At 40.2% G+C, this 22,164-nt stretch carries 11 protein-coding genes and 5 pseudogenes; 1 reads left to right on the top strand and 15 read right to left on the bottom strand.

Annotated features, from left to right (window positions below; translation table 11 throughout):
• A pseudogene (locus G468_RS25360) lies at positions 1 to 272 on the top strand (integrase core domain-containing protein); the annotation flags it as partial.
• A gap of 64 nt (positions 273 to 336) precedes the next feature.
• On the opposite strand, the pseudogene G468_RS24755 reads toward G468_RS25360, so the two are convergent.
• From G468_RS24755 to G468_RS0111255, 15 genes and pseudogenes are all read right to left on the bottom strand, one after another.
• A pseudogene (locus tag G468_RS24755) lies at positions 337 to 1,251 on the bottom strand (restriction endonuclease subunit S); the annotation flags it as partial.
• Positions 1,244 to 2,878, bottom strand: a complete 1,635-nt coding sequence (locus G468_RS0111315; RefSeq protein ID WP_026823224.1) for an HsdM family class I SAM-dependent methyltransferase — start codon at positions 2,876 to 2,878, stop codon at positions 1,244 to 1,246. The pseudogene G468_RS24755 and the gene G468_RS0111315, both read right to left, overlap by 8 nt.
• Positions 2,872 to 5,970, bottom strand: a pseudogene (locus tag G468_RS25355) (type I restriction endonuclease subunit R). The gene G468_RS0111315 and the pseudogene G468_RS25355 overlap by 7 nt, the downstream one beginning before the upstream one ends.
• A gap of 2 nt (positions 5,971 to 5,972) precedes the next feature.
• On the bottom strand, positions 5,973 to 6,179 hold the full coding sequence (locus G468_RS0111305) for a helix-turn-helix domain-containing protein (RefSeq protein ID WP_026823223.1): 207 nt from the start codon (positions 6,177 to 6,179) through the stop codon (positions 5,973 to 5,975).
• A 1,145-nt stretch (positions 6,180 to 7,324) separates the two neighbouring features.
• Positions 7,325 to 8,128, bottom strand: a complete 804-nt coding sequence (locus G468_RS0111300; protein WP_026823222.1) for a nitrilase-related carbon-nitrogen hydrolase — start codon at positions 8,126 to 8,128, stop codon at positions 7,325 to 7,327.
• Positions 8,085 to 9,425: a purine-cytosine permease family protein gene (locus G468_RS20605; protein ID WP_051297058.1), complete on the bottom strand. Its 1,341-nt coding sequence runs from the start codon at positions 9,423 to 9,425 to the stop codon at positions 8,085 to 8,087. The genes G468_RS0111300 and G468_RS20605 overlap by 44 nt, the downstream gene beginning before the upstream one ends.
• Before the next feature lie 21 nt (positions 9,426 to 9,446).
• Positions 9,447 to 10,133: a PAS and helix-turn-helix domain-containing protein gene (locus G468_RS20600; RefSeq protein ID WP_051297057.1), complete on the bottom strand. Its 687-nt coding sequence runs from the start codon at positions 10,131 to 10,133 to the stop codon at positions 9,447 to 9,449.
• 839 nt (positions 10,134 to 10,972) lie between these two features.
• Positions 10,973 to 11,890: a restriction endonuclease gene (locus tag G468_RS0111285; RefSeq protein WP_026823221.1), complete on the bottom strand. Its 918-nt coding sequence runs from the start codon at positions 11,888 to 11,890 to the stop codon at positions 10,973 to 10,975.
• A 380-nt stretch (positions 11,891 to 12,270) separates the two neighbouring features.
• Positions 12,271 to 13,440 (bottom strand): annotated as a pseudogene (locus tag G468_RS22485) (M10 family metallopeptidase C-terminal domain-containing protein); the annotation flags it as partial.
• Positions 13,441 to 13,764: 324 nt separating this feature from the next.
• Positions 13,765 to 14,211, bottom strand: a complete 447-nt coding sequence (locus tag G468_RS22480) for a zinc metalloprotease (RefSeq protein WP_051297055.1) — start codon at positions 14,209 to 14,211, stop codon at positions 13,765 to 13,767.
• Positions 14,212 to 14,758: 547 nt separating this feature from the next.
• Positions 14,759 to 16,126: an NCS2 family permease gene (locus G468_RS0111275; protein ID WP_026823220.1), complete on the bottom strand. Its 1,368-nt coding sequence runs from the start codon at positions 16,124 to 16,126 to the stop codon at positions 14,759 to 14,761.
• A 371-nt stretch (positions 16,127 to 16,497) separates the two neighbouring features.
• Entirely contained in the window at positions 16,498 to 19,368 is a 2,871-nt protein-coding gene (locus tag G468_RS0111270; RefSeq protein ID WP_026823219.1) for a molybdopterin-dependent oxidoreductase Mo/Fe-S-binding subunit, read from the bottom strand.
• Positions 19,365 to 20,144 carry a molybdopterin-dependent oxidoreductase FAD-binding subunit gene (gene ygfM, locus G468_RS0111265; protein ID WP_026823218.1) on the bottom strand — a complete coding sequence of 260 codons (780 nt, stop codon included), beginning with the start codon at positions 20,142 to 20,144 and terminating at the stop codon, positions 19,365 to 19,367. The genes G468_RS0111270 and ygfM overlap by 4 nt, the downstream gene beginning before the upstream one ends.
• A 40-nt stretch (positions 20,145 to 20,184) precedes the next feature.
• Positions 20,185 to 21,507, bottom strand: coding sequence for a putative aminohydrolase SsnA (gene ssnA / locus G468_RS0111260; protein WP_026823217.1), 1,323 nt, complete (start codon positions 21,505 to 21,507; stop codon positions 20,185 to 20,187).
• 2 nt (positions 21,508 to 21,509) lie between these two features.
• Positions 21,510 to 22,076 (bottom strand): annotated as a pseudogene (locus G468_RS0111255) (putative selenate reductase subunit YgfK); the annotation flags it as partial.
• Positions 22,077 to 22,164 lie beyond the last annotated feature (88 nt).

Raw genomic sequence — 22,164 nt, 5'->3', positions numbered from 1 at the left:
ATTCATCGGAGGAGTTTAGGGCGCACCTCTTTGAACGGAAAATAACTCAAAGCATGAGTCGGCGAGGTAATTGCCTCGATAATGCCGTGATGGAAAGATTTTTTAGGAGTTTAAAGACAGAAAGACTTAACCGTTTATCGTTTATGAATCATCAATCTGTTGTCTGTGAAGTTGAAAATTATATTTAGTTTTACAATTATTATCGACGCCATTCAACGATTGGTTATTTAACGCCACATCAAAAATATCATGAACTAAAAAATGCCGCTTAGATCTTCTACAGAATTTGTTGACCATTACAAATATTGAAGGCCGGATATAACGAACGATGGAAATAACAACTGTTCCTTTAGGTAGTAAAGTTGCAGCAGAATTATCAATTCCAGATTGAGTAACCATCTGTTCAGCTGAAACAACAGGAAAAGATGCTGTTTCAGTTGAGCTAAGCCAGGGTATATTTGCATTTTCCCAGTAACTGTCAACTTTAGTTGATGGTGTGCCACCTAGTTCAATTTTTGTGACAGACCCAACCCTAGAAATCCCCCATCCTTCAGGTATTTCCCGTTTCAGAATTGAGTTATATACCATCTTCCCACCAGAGGTTTTATATGGTTTTCCATTAGCATCCGGGAAATCAAACTGCACAAACCAGTAGTCGTAAAGCGTTTTTGCCATTGCTTCCAGTTCGGTGTTGATGTGGTTGTTTAGATCGATTTTTTTGTCAATTAAAGAAAATATTTTTGATATTTTCTTTTGCTCAAAAATATCCTCAGGTAAAACAATTGGTAATGTTTTTATTATTCCCAAGTTAATAAGCGGAACTGTGCTTCCTGTATTTCTATCAACGATAGTCTTATATATCCAAGGGCTGGCTAGCCAGTAATATACATAGTTAGGGTCTGCTTTCTCAGGATCGATTCTTAATCTTAATTGCTTATTAGAAATTACATATCTATCATATTTTGAAGATTGCGGGATCATACCAACTTGACCGATAGTGCCCGCAGCAGTAAATAAAATATCACCTCTAATTGCATCAGCTTTCAATTCATTCGCTTTTTCTTCAGATAGAAATACAAAGCCTTCATCATTAAATTTTTTGAAATCGGTCGTCAGGTTATTCCCTCTGATAACAGGAACTCCAACATCCTGGAAAAAGCGCTGACCAATATTGCTACCAAATGGACCAGATATAATAGATCTGCCAGGTGCAGCAAGTTCATTGAGTTTCACAGTACGTAGTTTATTCATACTTCAACCCCGCCAACTGCTTCTTAATCTCCACTTCCAGCTCACGGGACTGACTGAACAAACTCTCCAGATTATCGGTAAACCCTTTCATTTTCTCGGCAAACTGTTCTGGTGTAATATCGACATACTCAATTTTGACATCAAAATACTGCCCGGCGCTGACCGAGTAATTTTTGGCCGCGATTTCATCGTAAGAAACCACCACGGAGAAATCGTCTTCGTTCCACTTGTTATTAAACACTTGGCAGATGTGCTTTTCTTCTTCGTCTGTTAGCACCGTTTTCTGGTTTTTACCGTCTTTAACCTTCTGACCTAAATTTGAAGCGTCGATCAGCACTACTTTCTCTTTGTTATTGCTGTCAATAAACAGGATAGAGACGTTGGTGCCGGTGGTAGCAAAAATATTGGATGGCATAGAAACGACACCGGCCAGCATTTTGTTTTTAACTAGATGTTCTCGAATGCCTTTGTCAATGCCAGACTGGGCGGTAATAAAGCCGGTCGGTACTACTACCGCCGCTTTACCGTTTGGTTTCAGTGACCAGATAATGTGTTGCAGGAATAGCTGATAAATCTCCATTTTGTCCCTGGCTTTGGCTTTAATTTTCGGTATCCCAGCAAAAAAACGTTGTTGGTTTTCTTTCGTATCCAGGTCGTTGCGAAAATCGCTGAAATCCATCTTAAATGGTGGGTTAGATACAATATAGTCAAAGCGTTTCAGCTGCCGACCCTCTTTATGATAGGGGTGCAGTATAGTATTGCCTTGAATGACGTTTGGAATGGAGTGAACCAAATTGTTAAGGATCAGGTTTAGGTGCAGCAGGCTAGAGGATTTTTGTGAGATATCCTGGGTAAAAATGCTGCAACGTTCTTCCCCGATGGCATGCGCTACGTTCATTAAAAGGGTGCCGGAACCGGCAGATGGGTCGTAGCAACTAACGTCACGCACTTTACCCTGCTGTTCTTTTGGCACTAGGATCTCGGCCATAATATGCGCCACGGCGTGCGGCGTGTAGTATTCGGCGTATTTGCCGCCAGAGTTGCTGTTGTAGTCTTTGATCAGGTATTCAAAGATGGTGGCGTAGAAATCGAATTTCTGATTAAAAATACGCTCGAAACTGAATTCTACCAATTTGTTAATGATTGCTCGGCAGAAATCGTCGCGTTTCGATTCGTCGGCGATATACTGGCTAAGGCGATCAAATAGCACCACTTTTGCACCGCCGTCAGTTTTGACTGCGAAGACTTCGTTATTGGTGATAGCAATATCCATCAGGGTATCGTCAAAAGTTTTGGCGAAATCTGCGGTGTTTTGTTGGCTAAACAGCGAGCGAATAAAATGGTGTGGCTTCAGATGAGCGGTATCAGCGCTCATTTTTTGCTGTAGTTTGTCCAGTTGCTCCTCGTTCATTTGGCTAAGGGCAGTTTCCCTGCTTTCTGCGCTGGCGATAGATTTATCAGCCTTTTTGGCTTCAAAAGCAAACTTATCGTTCAGAAATTTGTACAGAAATGTCTGCGTAATAATTTTGAATTCATTACCATCATTTTCAAGGCCGTAGTTAGCGCAGATACTTTTCAGGCTGTCTATCAGCTCTTTGGTTTTGTTTCTAAATTCCAATTCTACCACGTACGTGCTCCGGTATTAAATTCGTTCAGGTACTCTGTGACAATCAGGCGATTGATCTCCTTTGCCATTTGAGCCGACAGTTTTATATGGTGCTCATCTTCAAAGTGGGCGATCACACATGACACCATTTGTCGTTCAAGGTAACCTTCGTTGTTTAAAATATTACTGTTATTCAGCACTTTATTATCCGCATCTAGTTTAACACTCAGCAGTGCTTGGTAGATTTTACGCTCAGGCTCACTGGGGCGTCCATGTTCTCGCAACCGTTTATGGGTGCGCGCATATTTGACGTCGCCCCGGTATTTGTCGCGCAGCAGATTGTTCCGTCGGTTCAGCTCTTTGATGCGGCCATGAATTTTATTCAGTATACCAATATTCGCAACCATTTCGTTTTGAGTAATTTCGCTGAGTTTCTTTTTCTTGAATAGACGCTCTAGTTCTTCTTTTAAAGTAATAAATTGTGGATCCTGCTGATCAAAATTGTTGGCTAAGGCTTCACGAGTCCGGCGCAGAGTATCTTTCAGTTGGTCGGCCAGCACCAGTTCTTCTTCACCGATTTTGTGAAATTCAAAAATAACTTCTTCTAGAGCCTGATTGAGAAGTCCAGAAATATCTACACCTTGTTCCAAATCTGCTTTCAGATTGAGTAAATCCAGGCGGTGGCAGGCTTCGCGATATAGGACGTTTAGTTTGTTGAAATCTAGTTGCTGAAGTAACTCAATATTGCCTTGCAGCCGAATTAGGTTGTAGAGGCTTCTGGCATCAGCTAGCGTATTTTTTAACGTCAGCATGGTTTGCCGATCTTCAATCTGACTTATCTGATCGGTAAAAATTTCAGCATTCAGGATATCAAATTGGAACAGGACGTCTTTGATCTGTTCAATTTCCTGCTTAATCTCTTCTTGAGACTTAAACAGCCGGGAGTAATGTTCCATCTCATCACCCAACTCGGACTGAAGCTCTTCAAAGTAGGCTTTATTGGTTGCGTCAAATTCCTGACGAATGTCGGCGAAATCTACTACATAACCGTAGCGGAAATCTTTATAAGTACGGTTAACTCGAGTCAACGCCTGTAACAGGTTATGTCTACGGATCACGCGTCCCAAATAGAGCTTTTTCAGGCGCTTGGCATCGAATCCGGTTAGCAGCATGTTATAAACAAACAGCAGATCGATATTACCCGCCTTAAAATTTTCCATCCACTCTTTACGTTGTTGCTTTGTTCCCACATCATGTAGGATCAAGGCGGCACTTTTGATGTCTTGCTTTTTACTCTTTGTTGAAAGGTAGAGCGTTTCAGGTTCAGCGGCGTGAGCAATGGGGAACTCCTCATCTGTTTTTGTCGTTGTTTCAGCATATTGCGCATTGAAGAGCGCAAACATCTTTTTGCCTGTTCTGAACTGTCACAGATCACCATACCACCAATAGTATCATCATTTAAGGCTCCCCGACTTTTGGCAAAGTCAGTGATGATGTAATCTAACATGGGTTTGACGAAACTGGAGTGGGCATAAATAAGTTTACGATCGACGTCACCCATCTGGATTTCAACGTCTTTTAATGCTTGTTGCAGGACGATCCTATAATTGGTGGCGATCTCTTCACGGATCAAGCGTAATGTATAGCCATCCGCGATAGAGGCATTGTAGTAATATTTGTGGATATAATTGCCGAACAGATCGCGCGAGTTGTAGTCAGTTCCCAGCAATGGTGTGCCCGTTAGGCCGATTTTGATGGCATCGGTATCTGACTGACTTAAGTTAGCCAGAAAACTACCTGCGGGGTTATAACTGCGATGAACCTCATCTAGAAAGTAGACTCGTTGAATGTTGAGATCATAATCTTTGCTCGCAACCACATCCGATTCATGCTGAAATTTTTGAATGTTGACAACGGTTATTTCCGCTTTACCCTGGTGATTGTGGATCACTTGAGTGGTTTTAATATCCTGGGAGAAGGCGCTCCGTGAGTTGATGAGGTGAACTGTTAAGCCCCGGGCAGTAAACTCCCGCTGTGCCTGTTGTAGTAAATCCAGCCGATCGACAATGAAATAAAATTTAGCGATCACCTGCTTTTTTTGAAAATAGTCGGTCAGGAAATGCACACTATAGTAGGCAAGTGCTGTTTTTCCGCTGCCTTGAGTGTGCCAGATAATCCCTTTTTTAACCTTCTCATTCAGTTTGCGCTCTATCGCTTTGGTTGCGAATAATTGCGGGTAACGCATGATGTGCTTCTGTATTCCATCTGGTTCTACAACATACGCCAGTGCATAACGTAGGATAAATGCCAACCTTGTTCAGCAAGGAGGTACAGATACGATTTGTTGGCCGGTTATGATCTTTGTTAGTTTGAAATTCCGGGCTGGTACGGATCACCTCAAGGTTATTATCTTTCAGTACCGCTAGTTCATCACTGTCCATTAATGGTTTTAATAATGCGGTAAGGTTAAAGAGTTCCTCTTCCCGAAAGTAATTGAACTCTAGTTTGTGGTATGAACTACTGGCATAAAAAGCACCTTGAATTAGCTCAGGATCGCTATCATCATACTCCATGTTATTGGAGAAAATCATAAACTGAGTAATGTTGGCAAAACGCTTGAATTTCGGATTTTGAAAACGCTCATTAATACGATTTCGTTCTGCAAGAATACCTTCTCGATTATTAGGCTTTTTAACTTCAATAAACACTAACGGCATGCCATTAATCAGCAGGGTGATATCAGGACGAAACTCTTCATCACCATTTTCATAAGTGAGTTCAGTGACAACATGGAAGCTATTGTTATTAAAATTTTCGAAGTCAATTAATTTTACATTAGAACGATCAGTGAGTTTTTCGAAAAATGCACGTCCTAAATCTTCATTATCAAGCAGCAGGGTCACATCTTTAAGAAGACGCGCGATATCATCAGGATTTGTATTGGTGTTAATTCTTGCAATGGAAGTTTTAAAGATTTCCGGAAAAATGTTAGTTACTTTATCCCAGCTCTGTCCTTTTAGTGAAAGATAGCTGTAACCTAGCCTTGTTAAGTGAAGAATTGTAGGGATCTTTACTCGGGTATCTTCGGTAAATTTGCTGATATTTTTATTCATTATCATTGCCTTGATACCCTCTCCAAGAACTCGTTTAATCCGTAATCAAACAGTATGCAAAGCTTATCAAGCGCATTAACAGCAAATGTCTGAGACTTCGCTTCGTACATTAGCGTGGTAGTATTACAGCTAACATCTATCTTACGGATAACATCTAAAATACGCATTTTATGCTTACCCTTTAAACGGGCTAATTGGCAGCGGCTCATGGCGTTTTACCATATCATCAGTTTTATCGAAATATGTTACCTTTTTTCGTGATAGGAATCGAATAGTTAGCTTAATATGATATTTTCTCATATTAACTTAAATTTTTGTGTTGGCTATAAAGTAGATGTATAGTTGAGCAGCAAATTCTTTATTTAACTTTGTCGTCATCTAAACAACACATAATCAGCCATAACCTAAGTTAATCCATAGTTTTATGGTTTATCTTATAATCAACCATATCACCAGCTGTTCTTTAGTTTTCATTTTCAACCGATTAAGCCAATCATCTAACAGAAAGCTTAGCATCAAATTATACCAATATAGCCATATTTGTTTGGGAGATAACTCAGGGTTATTGAATTGATTAAATCGGCTAATCAGTTTGTTGATAAAGGCGTGTTGGCCAAGATGAATACACTCGCCAGGCAAGATTAATCGCTACATATTTAGTTTTCAATATTGCTCAAATAAAACTTAACTTAAAATCTATAGAGACGACAAAGCTTAGAAATAAACTGAAAAATCAACTACTGCTGGAGGATTATATTTACGTGCAAACCTAAAATTAAAACCTAACCCACTTACCTATACAACCTGATCAAAAAGAGATCAAATCATTAAGATTGATTGAGTAGTGCTATTTTTTAGTAATCAAAAAGCTAACTTTTATTTAATCATGCGAGATAAAAAATCAAGATATTAGAGCAGTTTTTTTGTATCAAATTATTTAGTACTGTTATTTAACCAATCAAATTGTTAGATAAGCAGTGTTATAGATATCGTAAAGATGAATATCCAGAAATTTCTTTTTGCCATGGTTATTATAAATATGATGTTATTAATAAATATTTATAAATTAAAATAAATAAATTATATTTAATTTGATTAGAGAAAATAAATAATAAATATAAGTTATAATAAAGATTGATTTTTAATCTTTATTATTTTTGTTTTTTGTGGTAACGAATTTAATAGGTAGGCTATTTTTTATAATATAAATAGAAAATTTAAATAGCCAAAAGCAATAATATGCATTTTAGCTATTAATTTATAAATAATTATATTAATTTTATTATGTTTTTATGCTCTACATATACTACAGTGTAAAAATATGAAAGCGATACAAGAGAACACTTTTAGATGATTATAAATAAGGCATATAGCTTGGTTTTTTATCCGTTAAATATTTTAATGATTTTCTTATCTCTTTTTGCATAGTTAAATCTATTTCATAACAGAGAGTATCCTCTGCTTTTTCCGAAGCGTTGGCAATAACTCTTCCTCTTGGGTCAATAATTCGACTACCACCGAATAGATTAATATCACCTTTATTTCCCCATCGATTGACTGCTACTAAATGCGTGGTATTTTCTAGTGCGCGACAAGGTGTGTTTATATACCAAATATCTTTATCTTGTTTTGACCAAGCTGATGGCATAAATAAAATATCTGCCTGTTTAGTTGCCAGAATTCTGGCAACTTCGGGAAATCCTGCATCGTAACAAATCATTATGCCAATACGACAGATACCAATATCAAAAACCGGCAAGCTATCACCGGGTGTAAACCATCGCTTTTCATTATCAAATAGATGCATTTTTCGATATACAGCTAACCAGTTTTCTCTATTGGGTATCCAAATACCGGCAGAATTATAAATTTTACCGGTTGTATCATCTCGCTCTATAAAACCGCAAATAATGACTAAATTAAGTTTGCTGGATAATTGGCTAAATAGCTTATCTGTCTGTTCATTTTCCGTTTCACTCAGTGAATAATATTGCTCACCGAGTAATGATGGTGAATATCCAGTAGTCGCTAATTCAGGAAAACAAATAATTTGCCCATCATTTTCCTTGGCTCGATAGCAATAATTTTCTAAACATTGTAAATTTTTTTCCTTGTCACCTAAAATTGCGTCCGTCTGAGCTATTGAAACCTTGATCATTTTTTATCTCTCTGGGTATTTTATTGAAAAATCGCTTTAAAATAGATAAGCAGAAATATATCACAGCAGAGATAAATATCGAATTAACTGATGGGATTCCCATAGTCATAGTCATTCCGGCAATAGAGCCTAAAGCCCAAGCGATGAGAGAGGTGTAATTTATCAATGGTGTCGCAGCATTATTTGGCAGCTTGCCTTCTTCACGCGTCGAATCAAGCAAATCTCTATTAGTACGCAGGATATAGTAGTCAGTGAGCATAATTCCCGCTATTGGTGGGAAAATAACGCCAGCTATTATTAAGAATTCAACAAAATTGTCTAAGATACCGATAACGGTAAAGAAAGTGCCTATACTGCCAGCGATTAGCGTTAATGTAACATAATTGATTTTTTTACCGGTTATAGATTCAATTACATTGCTCATGCTAAGAGAGACACAATAAAGATTAATATCATTTATTTTGATCACCGCTAGGATGGTACAAATTACGCCGATCCAGCCTGCATTTTGTATAAGGATATTAACCACATCATCGGTACCCATCGCTTTAGCGATCAAGATAGAGACGCCATTAACAATAAATTCACCAACAATAATGGAAATTGTTAACATCCAAAAAACATCTTTTGAAGTCTGACAATATCGGCTAATGTCAGGGGTTGTTAACATTGCCACAATACAGCCACCGGCGACCATGGTTGCCCCAGCGCTTAAGGTCATCGTGTCCTTCTCTGCTGGAATAATATTGATTAATGCTTGAATGTCCATTGCCGTTAATGTATTAAATGTTACCCAAATCATAACCGCAAAAAATAAAGGTACCGCTATTTTGGCGGTTAGGCTTAATCCTTTGAATCCAAAAGCAACTAATACGGTAATAAATAGGCCTGAAATGGTGGCACACCAACCGAAATCAAGCTTGCCATTTAATGCATATTCTAATGCTTTGGCACAAACGCCATTTTGTACACCGAACCAGCCGAGCGAACTTATTGCAATAGCAAATCCAATCATGGCAGAGCCTATTCGGCCAAAGCCACACCATCTTGACAACATACTGGTCGGTAATCCTTCCCGACATCCGATAAGTCCCAATCCTAGGCCTATAAACTCAAGAATTAAGCTACCCAGTAGCGTTGCTAACATTGCCTGCCAAAATGTCATTGCATGGCCTAATGTTGCACCCAGGATAAACTGCGAGAGTGAGGTATTGGCGCCGATACGAATTAAAACAACAGAAAATAAATCAGAGCGTGCTAAAGGTGGAATCCTTTCAAGTGAGTGTTCTTTGTCCATATCTATATTTCTCTATATTATTTAGTTAAATAAATAGCTGCGGGGTCTGAGGAATCGCATCGGTATTTTATTATGAATATTTTTATTAATACAATATTCTATAAGTTGTTCCCGAAAGCTAATCCCCAATTTTTGGTAGATAGATTGTAATTTGTTGTTAACGGTATGATAACTAACACAAAGTATTTTAGAAATTTCTTTTGGGTTAAATGAATGTGCGACAAGAAACATAACTTCAAATTCTTTTTTGGTAAATTTAGTTTCAATGTGACAATCTGTTGCTGTTGTATCATTAATTTTACCAAAATTTTTAAATATCCTAAAAGGGAGTAATTCCATTTTTCTTGAATGAAATATAACGCCAACACACTCTCCGTCAATAATAAACGGGAATTTTTCACAAACGTAAGGTTGTAATAACGAATCTTCGCCATAAGGATAAATATCAATCGAAACAATATTTCTTTTTTGTTTCAAGGTTTCAAAATCATGGGCTTGAAAATATTCTGAGAATTCAGAAATGGCATGGGGTATTTCGCTATCTGTTTTGCCGTATAAGTCAAAATTTGTCGGTAAGTTAAATAACCGATAGTTTTGTGGATTACTATAAAAATGAATAGATTGGTCGCCGTCAAAAACTTTTATTCCCCACGGATCACTATTGTTTTCAAACATAGCAATCAGCTGAGGTGATATTTTCACATCCATTATTTCCTCCCGCCGATAGGACTCAATAATACTCATGAATTACCTATAAATAATCTATTTATTCCTTGTAGGATAGCGTCTTAATATAAATAAATTCTGGACATAATGGAAATTTTTCTAATAAATTATTTGTTTGTTATTGCAGCAAATTGATATAACATTTTGTTTTTATTGATTTATTTTTTTAATAAAACAGTTAATCTAGCATTAGGCAGATTAATGAATTTATCTGAATAATCAAAATAATCCATTGCTTAAATTTCAGCCATATAAATACCTATCTAATAAGCAATATGAATAAAAAAATAATGCGATCGCCGATTAAAAAATAGCAATAAAAAGTCACTATCTATTACCTTTAGCAAGATCAGACGACTATAAAATTTAGTTTTTTATTATCTGCAATACCGATGGAAATAAAATATTAACTAAAATCTGATAAAAAATATTAACAAGCACTCATGATAAGTGAGCAGTGAATTAGTATTCTGCCCATGTCTGCTTAATAAAATAATGGCTAATTGCGTAAATAAGAAATAACGTTATTTGTGATATAGCGGGGGGGTATTTACATTTATTACATAAAACTGAATAAAAACTCCAGATAAAATAAATATGATGCAATTATTTTAGCGGTTGATACCAATAGGCAACAAAAAAATAGCTTAATGAAAAATAATTATATGGTAGCAAGGTAAACTGGGCTAGCGGTTGGTTTTTTCTAATTTTAAGTTAGGTTTGTTTCATGCCACAGTCAAATGTTAGGGGCGCATTGGAATATTGCTTGATTTTTTAATCTTAACATTTTAAGTCAGTCAGGATAAGGTTAGATAACTGACTTATTCAAAATAATCGGTATCTATTTTTGGTAATTTTATAATTCTGGAACTTACGCCAATTTCATTATCTATCATCAGATTTACTAAACGGTTACCATCAACAAGTACCATTCCTGCAACCGATTTTGCAAAGTTTACAGCGTGCGTCGTGAATGAGGATGTTGTAATAAATATGCCTCTTTTGGCTTTTTGCTCCGCTAGAGCACCATAGAAGGTTTGTAAATCAGGCCTACCAACAGTAGATTGCCAGCGTTTAGCTTGCACATAGATTTTTTCTAATCCAAGTTTATCTAATGAAATGATTCCATCAATGCCACCATCCCCGCTATTACCAACGCGCTGTAAATCCTCACGATTAGCGCCATAACCGAGTTGGTGGAGAATGTCGAGAACAATGATTTCAAAGCGGTTAGGAGAGACTTGTAGGAGGTTATTGAGTAGTTCTTCAGCAACAGCATGACGAATTTCTTGATAGGCATCATCAAGTCGATCATCAGGGCTGCTGGTTTCATAAGCAGTAATCTTTGTTGATGGAGGAATATTAGTATTTAGTGGCGTAATATCTGTATTGTTTTTAAGGGAAATATCGACGAAATCAAAAGTAATATGATCAATCAGTTTTTTATCTAAAGGAGAGGGGTGTTGCACAGCCCATTGAAAACCTTTGTCGGTTAAACACCATTTTCCGCGAGATAGACTTTGAGAAAGTCCGGCTCTTTTCAGACGATCGTGTGCCCATCCGGCTCGGTTTTTATAAATGAGTTGACCACTGGCGATAAATTTAGCACGTTGTTCATCGTTTAGCCCCAGAAAATCAGCAGCGTATTCGTGTACTTCTTTTGCCGGTAGCCCGTTTGGATACTTTTGTAGAACTCTCAATACCGGCTCAATGAATTTGTCATAAGTAGGTACTGACATAGGATCCTCTTAACTAACATGTCCAATAGAAATAGCTGATAATCGATAGTAAGTTGTCTAATTTTACTATTTGCCCACTAAAGTAAATTATGATTGGCGGTGGTTGCTTTCAATTACCAAATGAGCATTTCATGGCTAGCAAAGTCAGCTAAAGCATAGCTCTACTTTTTCATCTTATTTATAAGTCGCCGAGCACGTTATTTTACCCTGCTAAAGGTAAGCTAACCAGTAAAATAGATCAATTTCTCTCATCATATAGCCGTAAAAATAACCGTAATGGCTATTATTAATACGGCCAGCAAGGAAGGTATTTTTTGCCAAGAGGGGAATTAATCACAGCAGCATCCAAAAAACGGTGAGCCAAGCTCACCGTTTTACAATTATGCCAGCATAAAATCGCTTTCTTTGACAACGCCATAGATATCCAGCGCAAAATCGGGAGTGTCATCATTGTCAGCATTTAACTCCAGGTGACTTAAGTTAAATTCCTTATCATAAGTCAATTGCATTTCGCCGATTTTTTGCGGCAGGTGGTCGACCAAATGGGGGAGAATACGGTAATGGTCAGCATTAAGCAATATAATGCCAGACAGATCAATTTTATCAATGCCGGTTTCAAAATCCATGATTACATCTGGATTGCTAAAAGGCGAATCTTCGATGCTGGCAAAAACAAAGATATCTTTGTCGCTACTATTGCTAATTTTTGACGCTTTTTTGTCATTGTAATAATAGAAACTATTATTACCCCCACTATAATTATCAATAATCGGGTTAGCATTGTCTGGTTGCCAAAAGAATGTTGCTGGTTGTTTACAGTAACCATAGTTGTTGTTATTGCAATAACCTTGTTGATTAGGGTAGGCGGCATTATAAAACATATTGTTGCCGTAATATTGCCAAGGCGAGTTATAGCTATAAGTAAAGCCATTGAACATTGGTGCTGAATAATATGATGAAAGATAACCATTATTGTTGCACGATGGCTTTGTCCAAGGACAGTAAGAATTTCCGTTGTATTCTGCCCATGGTGAGGTTGTCCAGCAAGGATTGGTGACGTCATTATCATAAGAATCGTCTAGCGGCACTTGATCATCAATCGGATCGTCCACTTCGTTAGTTAGTGAGTCATCAGTTAGTGAGCCATCTGTTTTTTTGTTGGGCGCGATAGCATTACCATTGCCACCCCATAACATATCTCTGCCTTTGCCGCCATAGATGATATCGTCACCCTTACCCCCTTCAAGGATATTGTCAGCATCGTTGCCGACAATCACGTCATTACCCAAACCGCCTATCGCATTTTCAATCGTAGTGTGCTGCGCGATGGAAACATTGGCTTTTAAGCCACCAACATCGGAAAAAGAACCTTCATTTAAGTTAATGCGTTGATTTTGAGAATATTTGGAAAAATCTAGGGTGTCGTTACCGCCGCCATCCCAGACACAAAAAATCGCTTTCTGGTTTCTGTCGGTGAGGGTATAAAAATCTCTATCGGTGTTGGAGTTAAATCCGTAAACGTTATTGTCAGTTCGAGTGGTAGTATTGGCGCCATGAATTTTTTGGATGGCGGCAATATCATGCAGTAGTGGCGCAGCAGAGTAATGAAAGTGGTTGTCACCGCCGGTTTCAGCTTCCGACCAATAACTCATGACACTGAATTGACGTGAGTCTTCCTTATATTGAGCATTGTATTGATAACCGCCATTCATAGAATTATAGTCACCGGGATGGGGTAATCCTAATGCGTGTCCTACTTCATGAATATAAGTGCTACGGCCATACTCTCCTAGCGTGGGGTGTTTTAGGTTGGAAGTACTATTGCTGTTGCACCAGACGGTATTTTTGATATTGGTATCGAAACTATTAGTAGCCTAATTCCAATGGGAGGATGTGTTGATCTGGGTATGGGCTTGCTCAGACACGTAACCATCATAATAACCAAAGTCGATCATGGCCTTTTCCCTCGAATCGACTTTAACCAGTTTTATATTAGCCACATCTTCCCAGGCTTGTAAGGCAAGTTTGGCCTGTTTTTGCTGATATGGGGTTAGGCCTTTTGGGTTATAGACACCTTGATATGATCCTGGCGAATGTTTTTGCCAATTGGTAAAAGTGTAAGTAATCGTTAACGGTTCACTGTTTGTATGTTTTTTTGCCCATTCTTGATTATAAGCGTCTCTTGAGAGATGTTCTGCCGCTTTATCGATATCGTAAGATGGTTTGTTGTTGTAAATTAATTGAGCATTATTTTTTTGATAATTAAGTAAATTTTTAACGCTGTTCCACCCTTTATTTTTTCCATATAAGAAATTATCCATAATTCTAACTGTCTCCAATTTATAAATTAAAAACTATTAATTTTTGATTGCTCCCTTTCGTGCTTATGAGGTTTCTTATTTTATAATTATTGCTATTGATAAGCCGTAATCTGGAACCCTTTTGCTTTCTGTTTGTAGATTTGAATGGTTAAAAATTGTTATTAAAATGCGCTCTTAATAGCTTAAATACGGGCAACCTATTGGACGATTAAGCCACCGTTAGCGAATAAAAACTTATCATCAAATTGTTTCTATTTTTAGATTAAAATAATATCTTTTTTATCCTATTGATTAACAAAATAACCAAGCTGGTCAGACCTTATTTTATTTTATTAATCAATGGCTTATAACAATAATATACGCACATTTAGAGTGTGGTTATCGCTGCCAGGCTTGTGAAATGGTCAGTTTGAACAAAAATTGACACATAAAGTGACTGCAGATTTGATTTTAATATGGATAATAATCTGTAATATTGTTGCGATAACAAAGTCCTTCAGCCAGCGAGAAGATTTTTCCGAATCTGCCAGAAGATTCGGAAAAAAAATTAAATCGCTAAGCCACCATAGTAAAAAATGACCAATAGCAGGGTTAGGATCAGGGTGCTGGTATTGAGCCGATGCCATTCTTTGGCAAAAATACGGCCGATAACCAGCGTCATAAAGCCAAACATGAGCCCCGTTGCGATATTGCAAGTGAAAACAATAAAAACCGCGCATACTAAGCCAGACATGGTGTCAACAAAATCGTTGCCGTTGAGTTTTGACACATTCTGTAGCATCAGCAAGCCAATATACATTAGCGCTGGCGCGGTGGCGTAATGAGGAATTAACCGTGATAGCGGCGCTAAAAATATCATCAATAAAAAAAGCATACCAACCATCACGGCGGTTAAGCCGGTTTTGCCGCCAGCGGCTGTGCCTGTGGTTGATTCTAGATATACCGCAGCGGGGGATGTGCCCATTAAGCCAGCAAAAATCGCACTTAGCGAATCAACAGTAAATGCTTTTCCGCCATTGATAACTTTATCATCTTTATCCAGTAAGTTGGCTTGACTGGCTACTGCGCGTAGGGTGCCGGTCGCATCAAATATGGCGGTGATAATAAGTGCTAATGCATAGGGTAACATTTGCGGCTGTAAGGCAGCACCAATGTTCAGACTAAAAGTTAGTGATTGTCCACTATTATCTGTCAGTTTGGGTAGGGCAAATAAGCCTTGAAATTGGATGTTGGGATCAAATATCAGTCCGACAATAGAGATGCCAACAATTACCAATAAAATGCTGCCTGGTATGCGGTGTTTTTCTAGACCAAAAATAATAGCCAGGCCTACTAGTGACATAATGGCAGGGAATGAGGTAAAAGCGCCAAGGGCAACGGGTAATCCAGTTTGCGGATTTTTGCTAATTAATCCAACGCCATTAGCGGCAATAAGGAGAATAAACAGTCCGATGCCGATAGCGGTACCATGAGCAATCCCTTGCGGTAAATTGCGTAATATCCAGGTATGGATGCCGGCGATTGAGATAATGGCAAGAAAAACCCCCATGACGAAAACAATGCCAAGTACAATTGGAATACTAATTTGTTGTCCTAGTACCAGACTGAAAGCGGTAAACGCGCACATTGAAGTGGTGCAGCCTATCGCCATCGGTAAGTTTGCCCATAGCCCCATCCATAATGAACCAAGACCGGCAACTAAACAGACGACAGTGAAGGTGGTGTCAGGTGGAAAACCCGCCTGGCTCAACATGTTTGGAATAACAATTACCGAATAAACCATGGCTAGAAAAGTGGTGATGCCCGCTAAAATTTCCTGGCGAACATTGCTGTTACGTTCAGTAATTTTGAAAAATGTTGCCAGCGCTGTTGTCGTCTGTGTTTCGCTTGGTGCCTCTGGTAAATTGGTAGACATAGTGATGACCTCTTATAGTGATTAGCTGAAAGGCGATGAGTTTGCGAGTGAACAATTTAATGTGTCGTTTAGCCGCGTTAGGCAGTTTTTAGTCATCCCGTTGCGAGTTTGAGCAAATAGGCGCAGGATGGAGGTGTTATTAATCGGATCGCATGAGTGGTGAAGGCGTTTGAGTCATTTAGGTTATTTTTATCCATCGTAGCAGACCTATTTTTTATAGTGACAATCTGAGCTGATTTTGCTGCTGGCTGGTGAGCAAAAAATGACCATATTCGCTTGCTACGGTTATTTGTCAGCTAAGTGAAGCGGATTAAAATAGTTAATTGATTGTTGTAGGGTGAGTGAGAGGCTGTTTGAGCAGCCTCAATCAATTACAATTTTCCTAAGGCAGTTAATATTTTCTCTGGCGTAAATGGCCAATCCCGTAACCAAATATGACAGGCATCATGGATCGCAGTGGCGATAGCCGGTGCGGCGCCATTAACGCCAATTTCCGAGATAGATTTGGCACCAAACGGCCCAACCGGGTCGTCACTGGGAACCAGAAAAGCGCCAAAGTCCGCCGGAATATCACCGATTTTTGGTGCGCCGTAGCTGCGGAGATCACGCGTTAGAGGAATACCTTGGCTATCATATTGGATCTCTTCGGTTAGGCTGTGACCGATGGCGCGTAATGTTGCACCATAAATTTGACCAAGCGCTAAATCCGGGTTAATCGGGGTGCCACAATCGAGCAGGGCGTAGAATTTGTTAAGCCGAATTTGGCCAGTGCGTAGATTGACTGCGACTTCGGCAAAATTGGCACCAAATGGAAAGGCAAAATCATTGGTGACATAGCTAGCGGTTGCTACCAGTACACCAAATCCAGTGCCAGTTTCCGCTTGATGGGCGATTTGGCCATAACTGATTTGACCCTGTTTACCACGGATGATACCTGGATAAGTCAGAGAAACATCTTCTTTGGGTTCGTTGAGTAATTGAGCACCGTAAAAAAGTATTTTTTCGCGTAAATTTTCCGCCGCTTTTTTGGCCGCATTACCTGAGAAGCAGGTACCGGATGAGGCATAAGCGCCTTTATCAAACAGAGCGTGATCGGTATCGCCAGAGATGACATGGATTTCGTTCAGCGGGCAGCATAATACTTCGGCACACAGTTTTGCCAGCACGGTATCTAAACCGGTACCAATATCGGCACCGCCAGAATGGACAATAAAAGTGCCGTCAGATTCTAGCTTGATCATGCAATTTGCCTGATCAATTTCCGGAATACCTGATTTTTGCATAATAATGGCCACACCTTTACCGATCCGCCAATCGTCGGCAACGGGTTTCGGCCCATGCCAGTCAATTAATTGGCGTCCTTTAGCCAGGATCGGTGCTAAGGCACAACTGGCGGCAGTTGGGGCGTTGGTGGGTGTTTTTCCTTCGCCGATGGCACCGAGGATCTTCAACTCTTGACCTTCTTGTACCCGATTAAGTTCAATCATATCCAGTTGATCAATACCTAATTTTTCCGCCAATTCAGCCATCGCCATTGTGAGCGCATAATTACCTTTTGGCGCACCATAGCCTTGATAAGCACCGGCCGGGCAGATATTACTGTAGTAAGTGGTGACTTGAAAATTAACATTGTCGCAGGGGTAGAGAGGCAGTGATAGCGCCGGGCCATTACTGGGTACGGTTAGCGCATGATTGCCATAGGGGCCCGTATTAGCGCGGAAATTCATGTCAATCGCGGTAAGTTTTCCCTCTTTGGTGGCACCCAGTTTAACGGTTACCTTCGCCACGTGGCGTGAGGTATTGGCAATAAACTCTTCTTCACGGCTATAACGGAAGTAGACTGGTCTGCCCGTTACGCAGGTCGCCCAAGCACAAACTTCTTCTAACAATATATCTTGTTTGGAACCAAAGCCGCCCCCGACGCGTTCTTTAATGACATGGACTTTATGCTGTTTTAGCCCGACGATACGTGCAACTTGGCGGCGTAGGTGCCAGGGGACTTGGGTTGAGGCATGGATCACTAAGCGATCACCGTCCATATAGCTATAGCAAATGTGTGGCTCGGCAGGGCATTGCTGTACCTGTTTAGATTGATAGGTACGTTCGATAATCATATCGGCTTTAGCAAAACCATCAGCAATATCACCGATGCTACCATGAATACTGGCCGCAATATTGTTGACCGGGCGGGCACCGATCGGGAAGTTGATAAACATCTGCTCGCCACGTTTTATGGCGTGTTGATTTTGTTGTGCCAGATCAGCGGGAGCGCCGTTGATATAGACAACCGGTTCATCGTGGACAATTGGGGCATCTTCTGCCATCGCTTCGTCAATCGACATGACCGGTTTTAATACGTCATATTCCACGTCGATAAGTTTTAACGCCGCTAAGGCAATCTCCTCATTTTCTGCCACGACGGCAGCTACCCGATCGCCAACATGGCGTAGTTTTTTGCCAAACATGCGGCGATCAAGGGGAGAGGGTTCCGGCGCACTTTGTCCGCCAGGAGTGTAGTAGATATCTGGACAGTTAAGGTAGGTAATGACATGGATTACGCCAGGTAAGACTTCGGCTTTGCTGACATTAAGTTGACTGATGACAGCATGGGCATGCGGGCTGCGTAGCATTTTTATTACACAGGCGTTGTGGGCAATGCGATCTTCGACGTAGCAGGGTTTAGCTTGCACCATTTTGGCCGCGTCTGTTTTAGGATGGATTTTGCCGATTAGGGCCAAATCGTCGCGGAAAATAGGGGCAACGGTTATCTGGTGAGCAGGATCGAGCAGCCGGTTTTTGGCTAAATCGACGACCGTATAAAACTGTTGGTAACCGGCATCGCGACTGAATAAACCAGGTAGTGCGTCATCGATCTGTTCACGATCAGGATCAGCGATGCGATTTAGCAAATCAGTGATAATCAAGGCCGCAGCGGGATCATTGTAGCCAGATTGCACAATGCCGACATCGATCATGGCTTGCTGCACAATACTCAATTGATCCCAACTAGCCAGTGATTCCGCAGTCATAATGGTGGCGTTATCCAGTTGAGCAGCGATCAGTAGGGAAGCATTATGAATGGTATGATTAAACAAGATAGCATCAGAGCCAGCAAAGCCAAATCCATCATCACTATTACGGACTGAATGCATGCCAAGATTGAAAAGTAGTTGCTGAACATTGTCACCTGCTCTGCATTCCAATTCTTTGGGGCAGCCATTTAGCGTGAAACGAACCCTCATTTGCTTCTCTCCTCTTTTTGCCGGCAATCGGTCAACAGATCAGCTATTAAAATACCAGCAATGTAACGTTGGTATGCTGCACTTCCTAACAAGTTATCGACTGGCCGTATGGCATTACTGACCGCTTTCTCCAGCTCTTCTCCTTGCAATGCTAATGATTCGATAGCAGGCAACCGGCGCGCTTTTTCACCGACACCATCTAGGGCAATGCGGTATTGTTGCTTATCAGTGATAGCCACTGCTGCCGTAATCACTGACCAGCCGGCGGCTGAGTGACTGATTTTGCGGGTGGCGCAATGGCGAAAAGGTTTTTTGATAATAATTTCACTTAACAGTCGATCATCGGGGGTGGCCAAATAATCTTCCAGACTTAAAATTTGCCCATCGGCACAGACTACTTCTGTATCTAACACCAGTAAAACCGGAAGTAGTAACGACTCTGTTTGTTGAGCGGCGATCTCGCCGCCCATCGTAGATTGGTTGCGTAGATGGCGAGAGTAGATAAACCCTAACGCATTATACAGTGCTTGAGGAATAGAGGGCATATCGCGTAATTGCTGTAGCTTCGTTAATACGCCAATACGTAATGTGCCGTTATCCCAATCAACATTATTCATCGGCAAATTTTGTAGCGAAATGGCTATTTTGCGTTCAGTTTTAGTCGGGGTGGCATTTAATTTGCTGCCACCCGCAAACCAGACCGCCTGATGTTGAAAACGGCGTTTAAGATCCATTGCCTGTTCAATGGTGGTTGGTCGGAAAAATTGCTCAATCATAATCCACCTGTTAATCGCTATTTTTTGTTGTGTTAGGTTTTTATTGCAGTGTGTCCATGCGCTGCCACAATTTAGCGGCAACTTTTCTGGCTTCAGCGTAAATAGGTTGATGGTCGAAAGTAAATTGTCGATTTTCATACACCATAACCCCGTCAATCATTACACTATCAACACTGGCTGAACTTAAGCCAAAGGCCAGATGTCCTGGGATATTTTCTGCTTGCAGTGGTGTTGGTGCTGCATAATCGCAAATTGTTAAGTCAGCTTTATAACCACTTTCTAGCCGGCCAAATTGGGCATTAAAGTTGCGTGCCAGTAAGGTATTGCCACTCCATAGATAGCGAGTAAAACTATCTGGCCATAGTTTTCCGCCGGCATCGCGATGTTTAAAAAAGGCAAATTTCAACTCTTCAAACATATCTGAACCGATGCCATCTGTGCCTAAAGCGACATTATGATAATTAGCTAATTGCGCGTTATAGCCGACATGATTATTCATATTAGAGCGGGCGTTATGCACCAGAAAAGCATCGTTTTGGTTGAGGATCTGAATATCGTTGGGCGACAAATAGAGCCCGTGAGCAATTAAGGTTTTGTGATCGATAAGATCGTATTCAGCTAAACGGAGTAAGGGATCTTTACCGTACTTATCATGGCTATGGGAGACATCATAGTGATCTTCTGCCACATGAATGTGCAAACCGCGTTGGGTTTCTTTGATGGCGCTTTGTAATAGACCCAGTCCGTCATTGGATACGGTAAAAGGAGCATGAGCACCAATGTGGGCTTCTACCAGATAAGGCTCTTTGCCTTTCGTGCTATCAATATATTTGGCAAAGTTAATATTTTCTTCAATGCCAGCCTCAAGTTCAGCTAGGCCACCATTGCGATCAGTGGTTTCAAAGCAGGTCATGCCGCGTAATCCGGCTTTTAAAAAAGCGTTACGTAAAGTGTGTAGCGAGCCATGAATAAAATTGGGTGAGGCGTGATGATCGATAACGGCAGTACAGCCACTTTTAATTGCTTCCAGTGCGGAAATCAAGCCACTATAGTAAAGTGCTTCTTCATCCAGCGCTCTGTCCAGTCGCCACCATAGATTTTTTAAAGTAGAAATAAAATCTGGGCAAGAAGGGATTTGCGCTAGAGTGCCACGGGATAAGCCAGAATAGAAATGATTATGAGCGCAGACAATACCAGGCATAACAATGCGGCCATGCATCGATTTAATTTTTGCTGCGGGAAAACGGGCAGTCAAATTGGAGCCGATAGCCAGAATTTCGCTATCCTTAATGGCAATATCAATATTTTCTCTTATTCGGGCAGGCTCAAATTCTATCGCGGTGGCATTTTTTAAAATTAACATGATCAGGCCTCCACATCAGTTAATAGATATTGATGATGTTTGTGTACATGGCTAATGATTTGACACATGTTGTGCAGTTCAGGCGGTATTTTCTGAAATTGGCTGTCGTTATTGATGCGTAATAGCCAGGTTTGGCTATTGAGTCGGACAGAAATCCGATCGCCTTCGGCCCAGAAACCAGGATTTGTACTGTTGATGAAGTCCTCTTCCAGGCTAAAGATAGTCACCTTGTCTCGGTATGGTTTGCCTTGCCAGGGACAGAATTGCGCACAATTACCACACTCATTGCACATGGCATCTAAATGCAGCGTTTGGTAGCGATTTTGAAAGCCAGGTATAGCAATCGAAACATTGGCGCGATTTGGGCAGACATCAACACATTTACTGCAAATATAATTACATTCCAGACAGCGATTGGCTTCCTGTTCAACGAAAGTTTCACTATCTTGTTGGTCAACCAGGGTGACGGCAATTTGACCTTTACGCTGATAAAGATGTTGCGGATCAACGTTACTCCAGTATTTATTACCATGATGGCTATAAATATTTTCCCGTCGCAAAATGGTATTGTAGTGGTCTAATAAAACTGTAGAGATTTATAGCTTATAATTAAGCAAAATCTTATAGGTATAAATATGACCCGAAAAGTAAAAGTAA

This window comes from Arsenophonus nasoniae DSM 15247 (assembly GCF_000429565.1).
GTDB lineage: Bacteria > Pseudomonadota > Gammaproteobacteria > Enterobacterales > Enterobacteriaceae > Arsenophonus > Arsenophonus nasoniae.
This window is presented reverse-complemented; position numbering and strand designations above follow the sequence as displayed.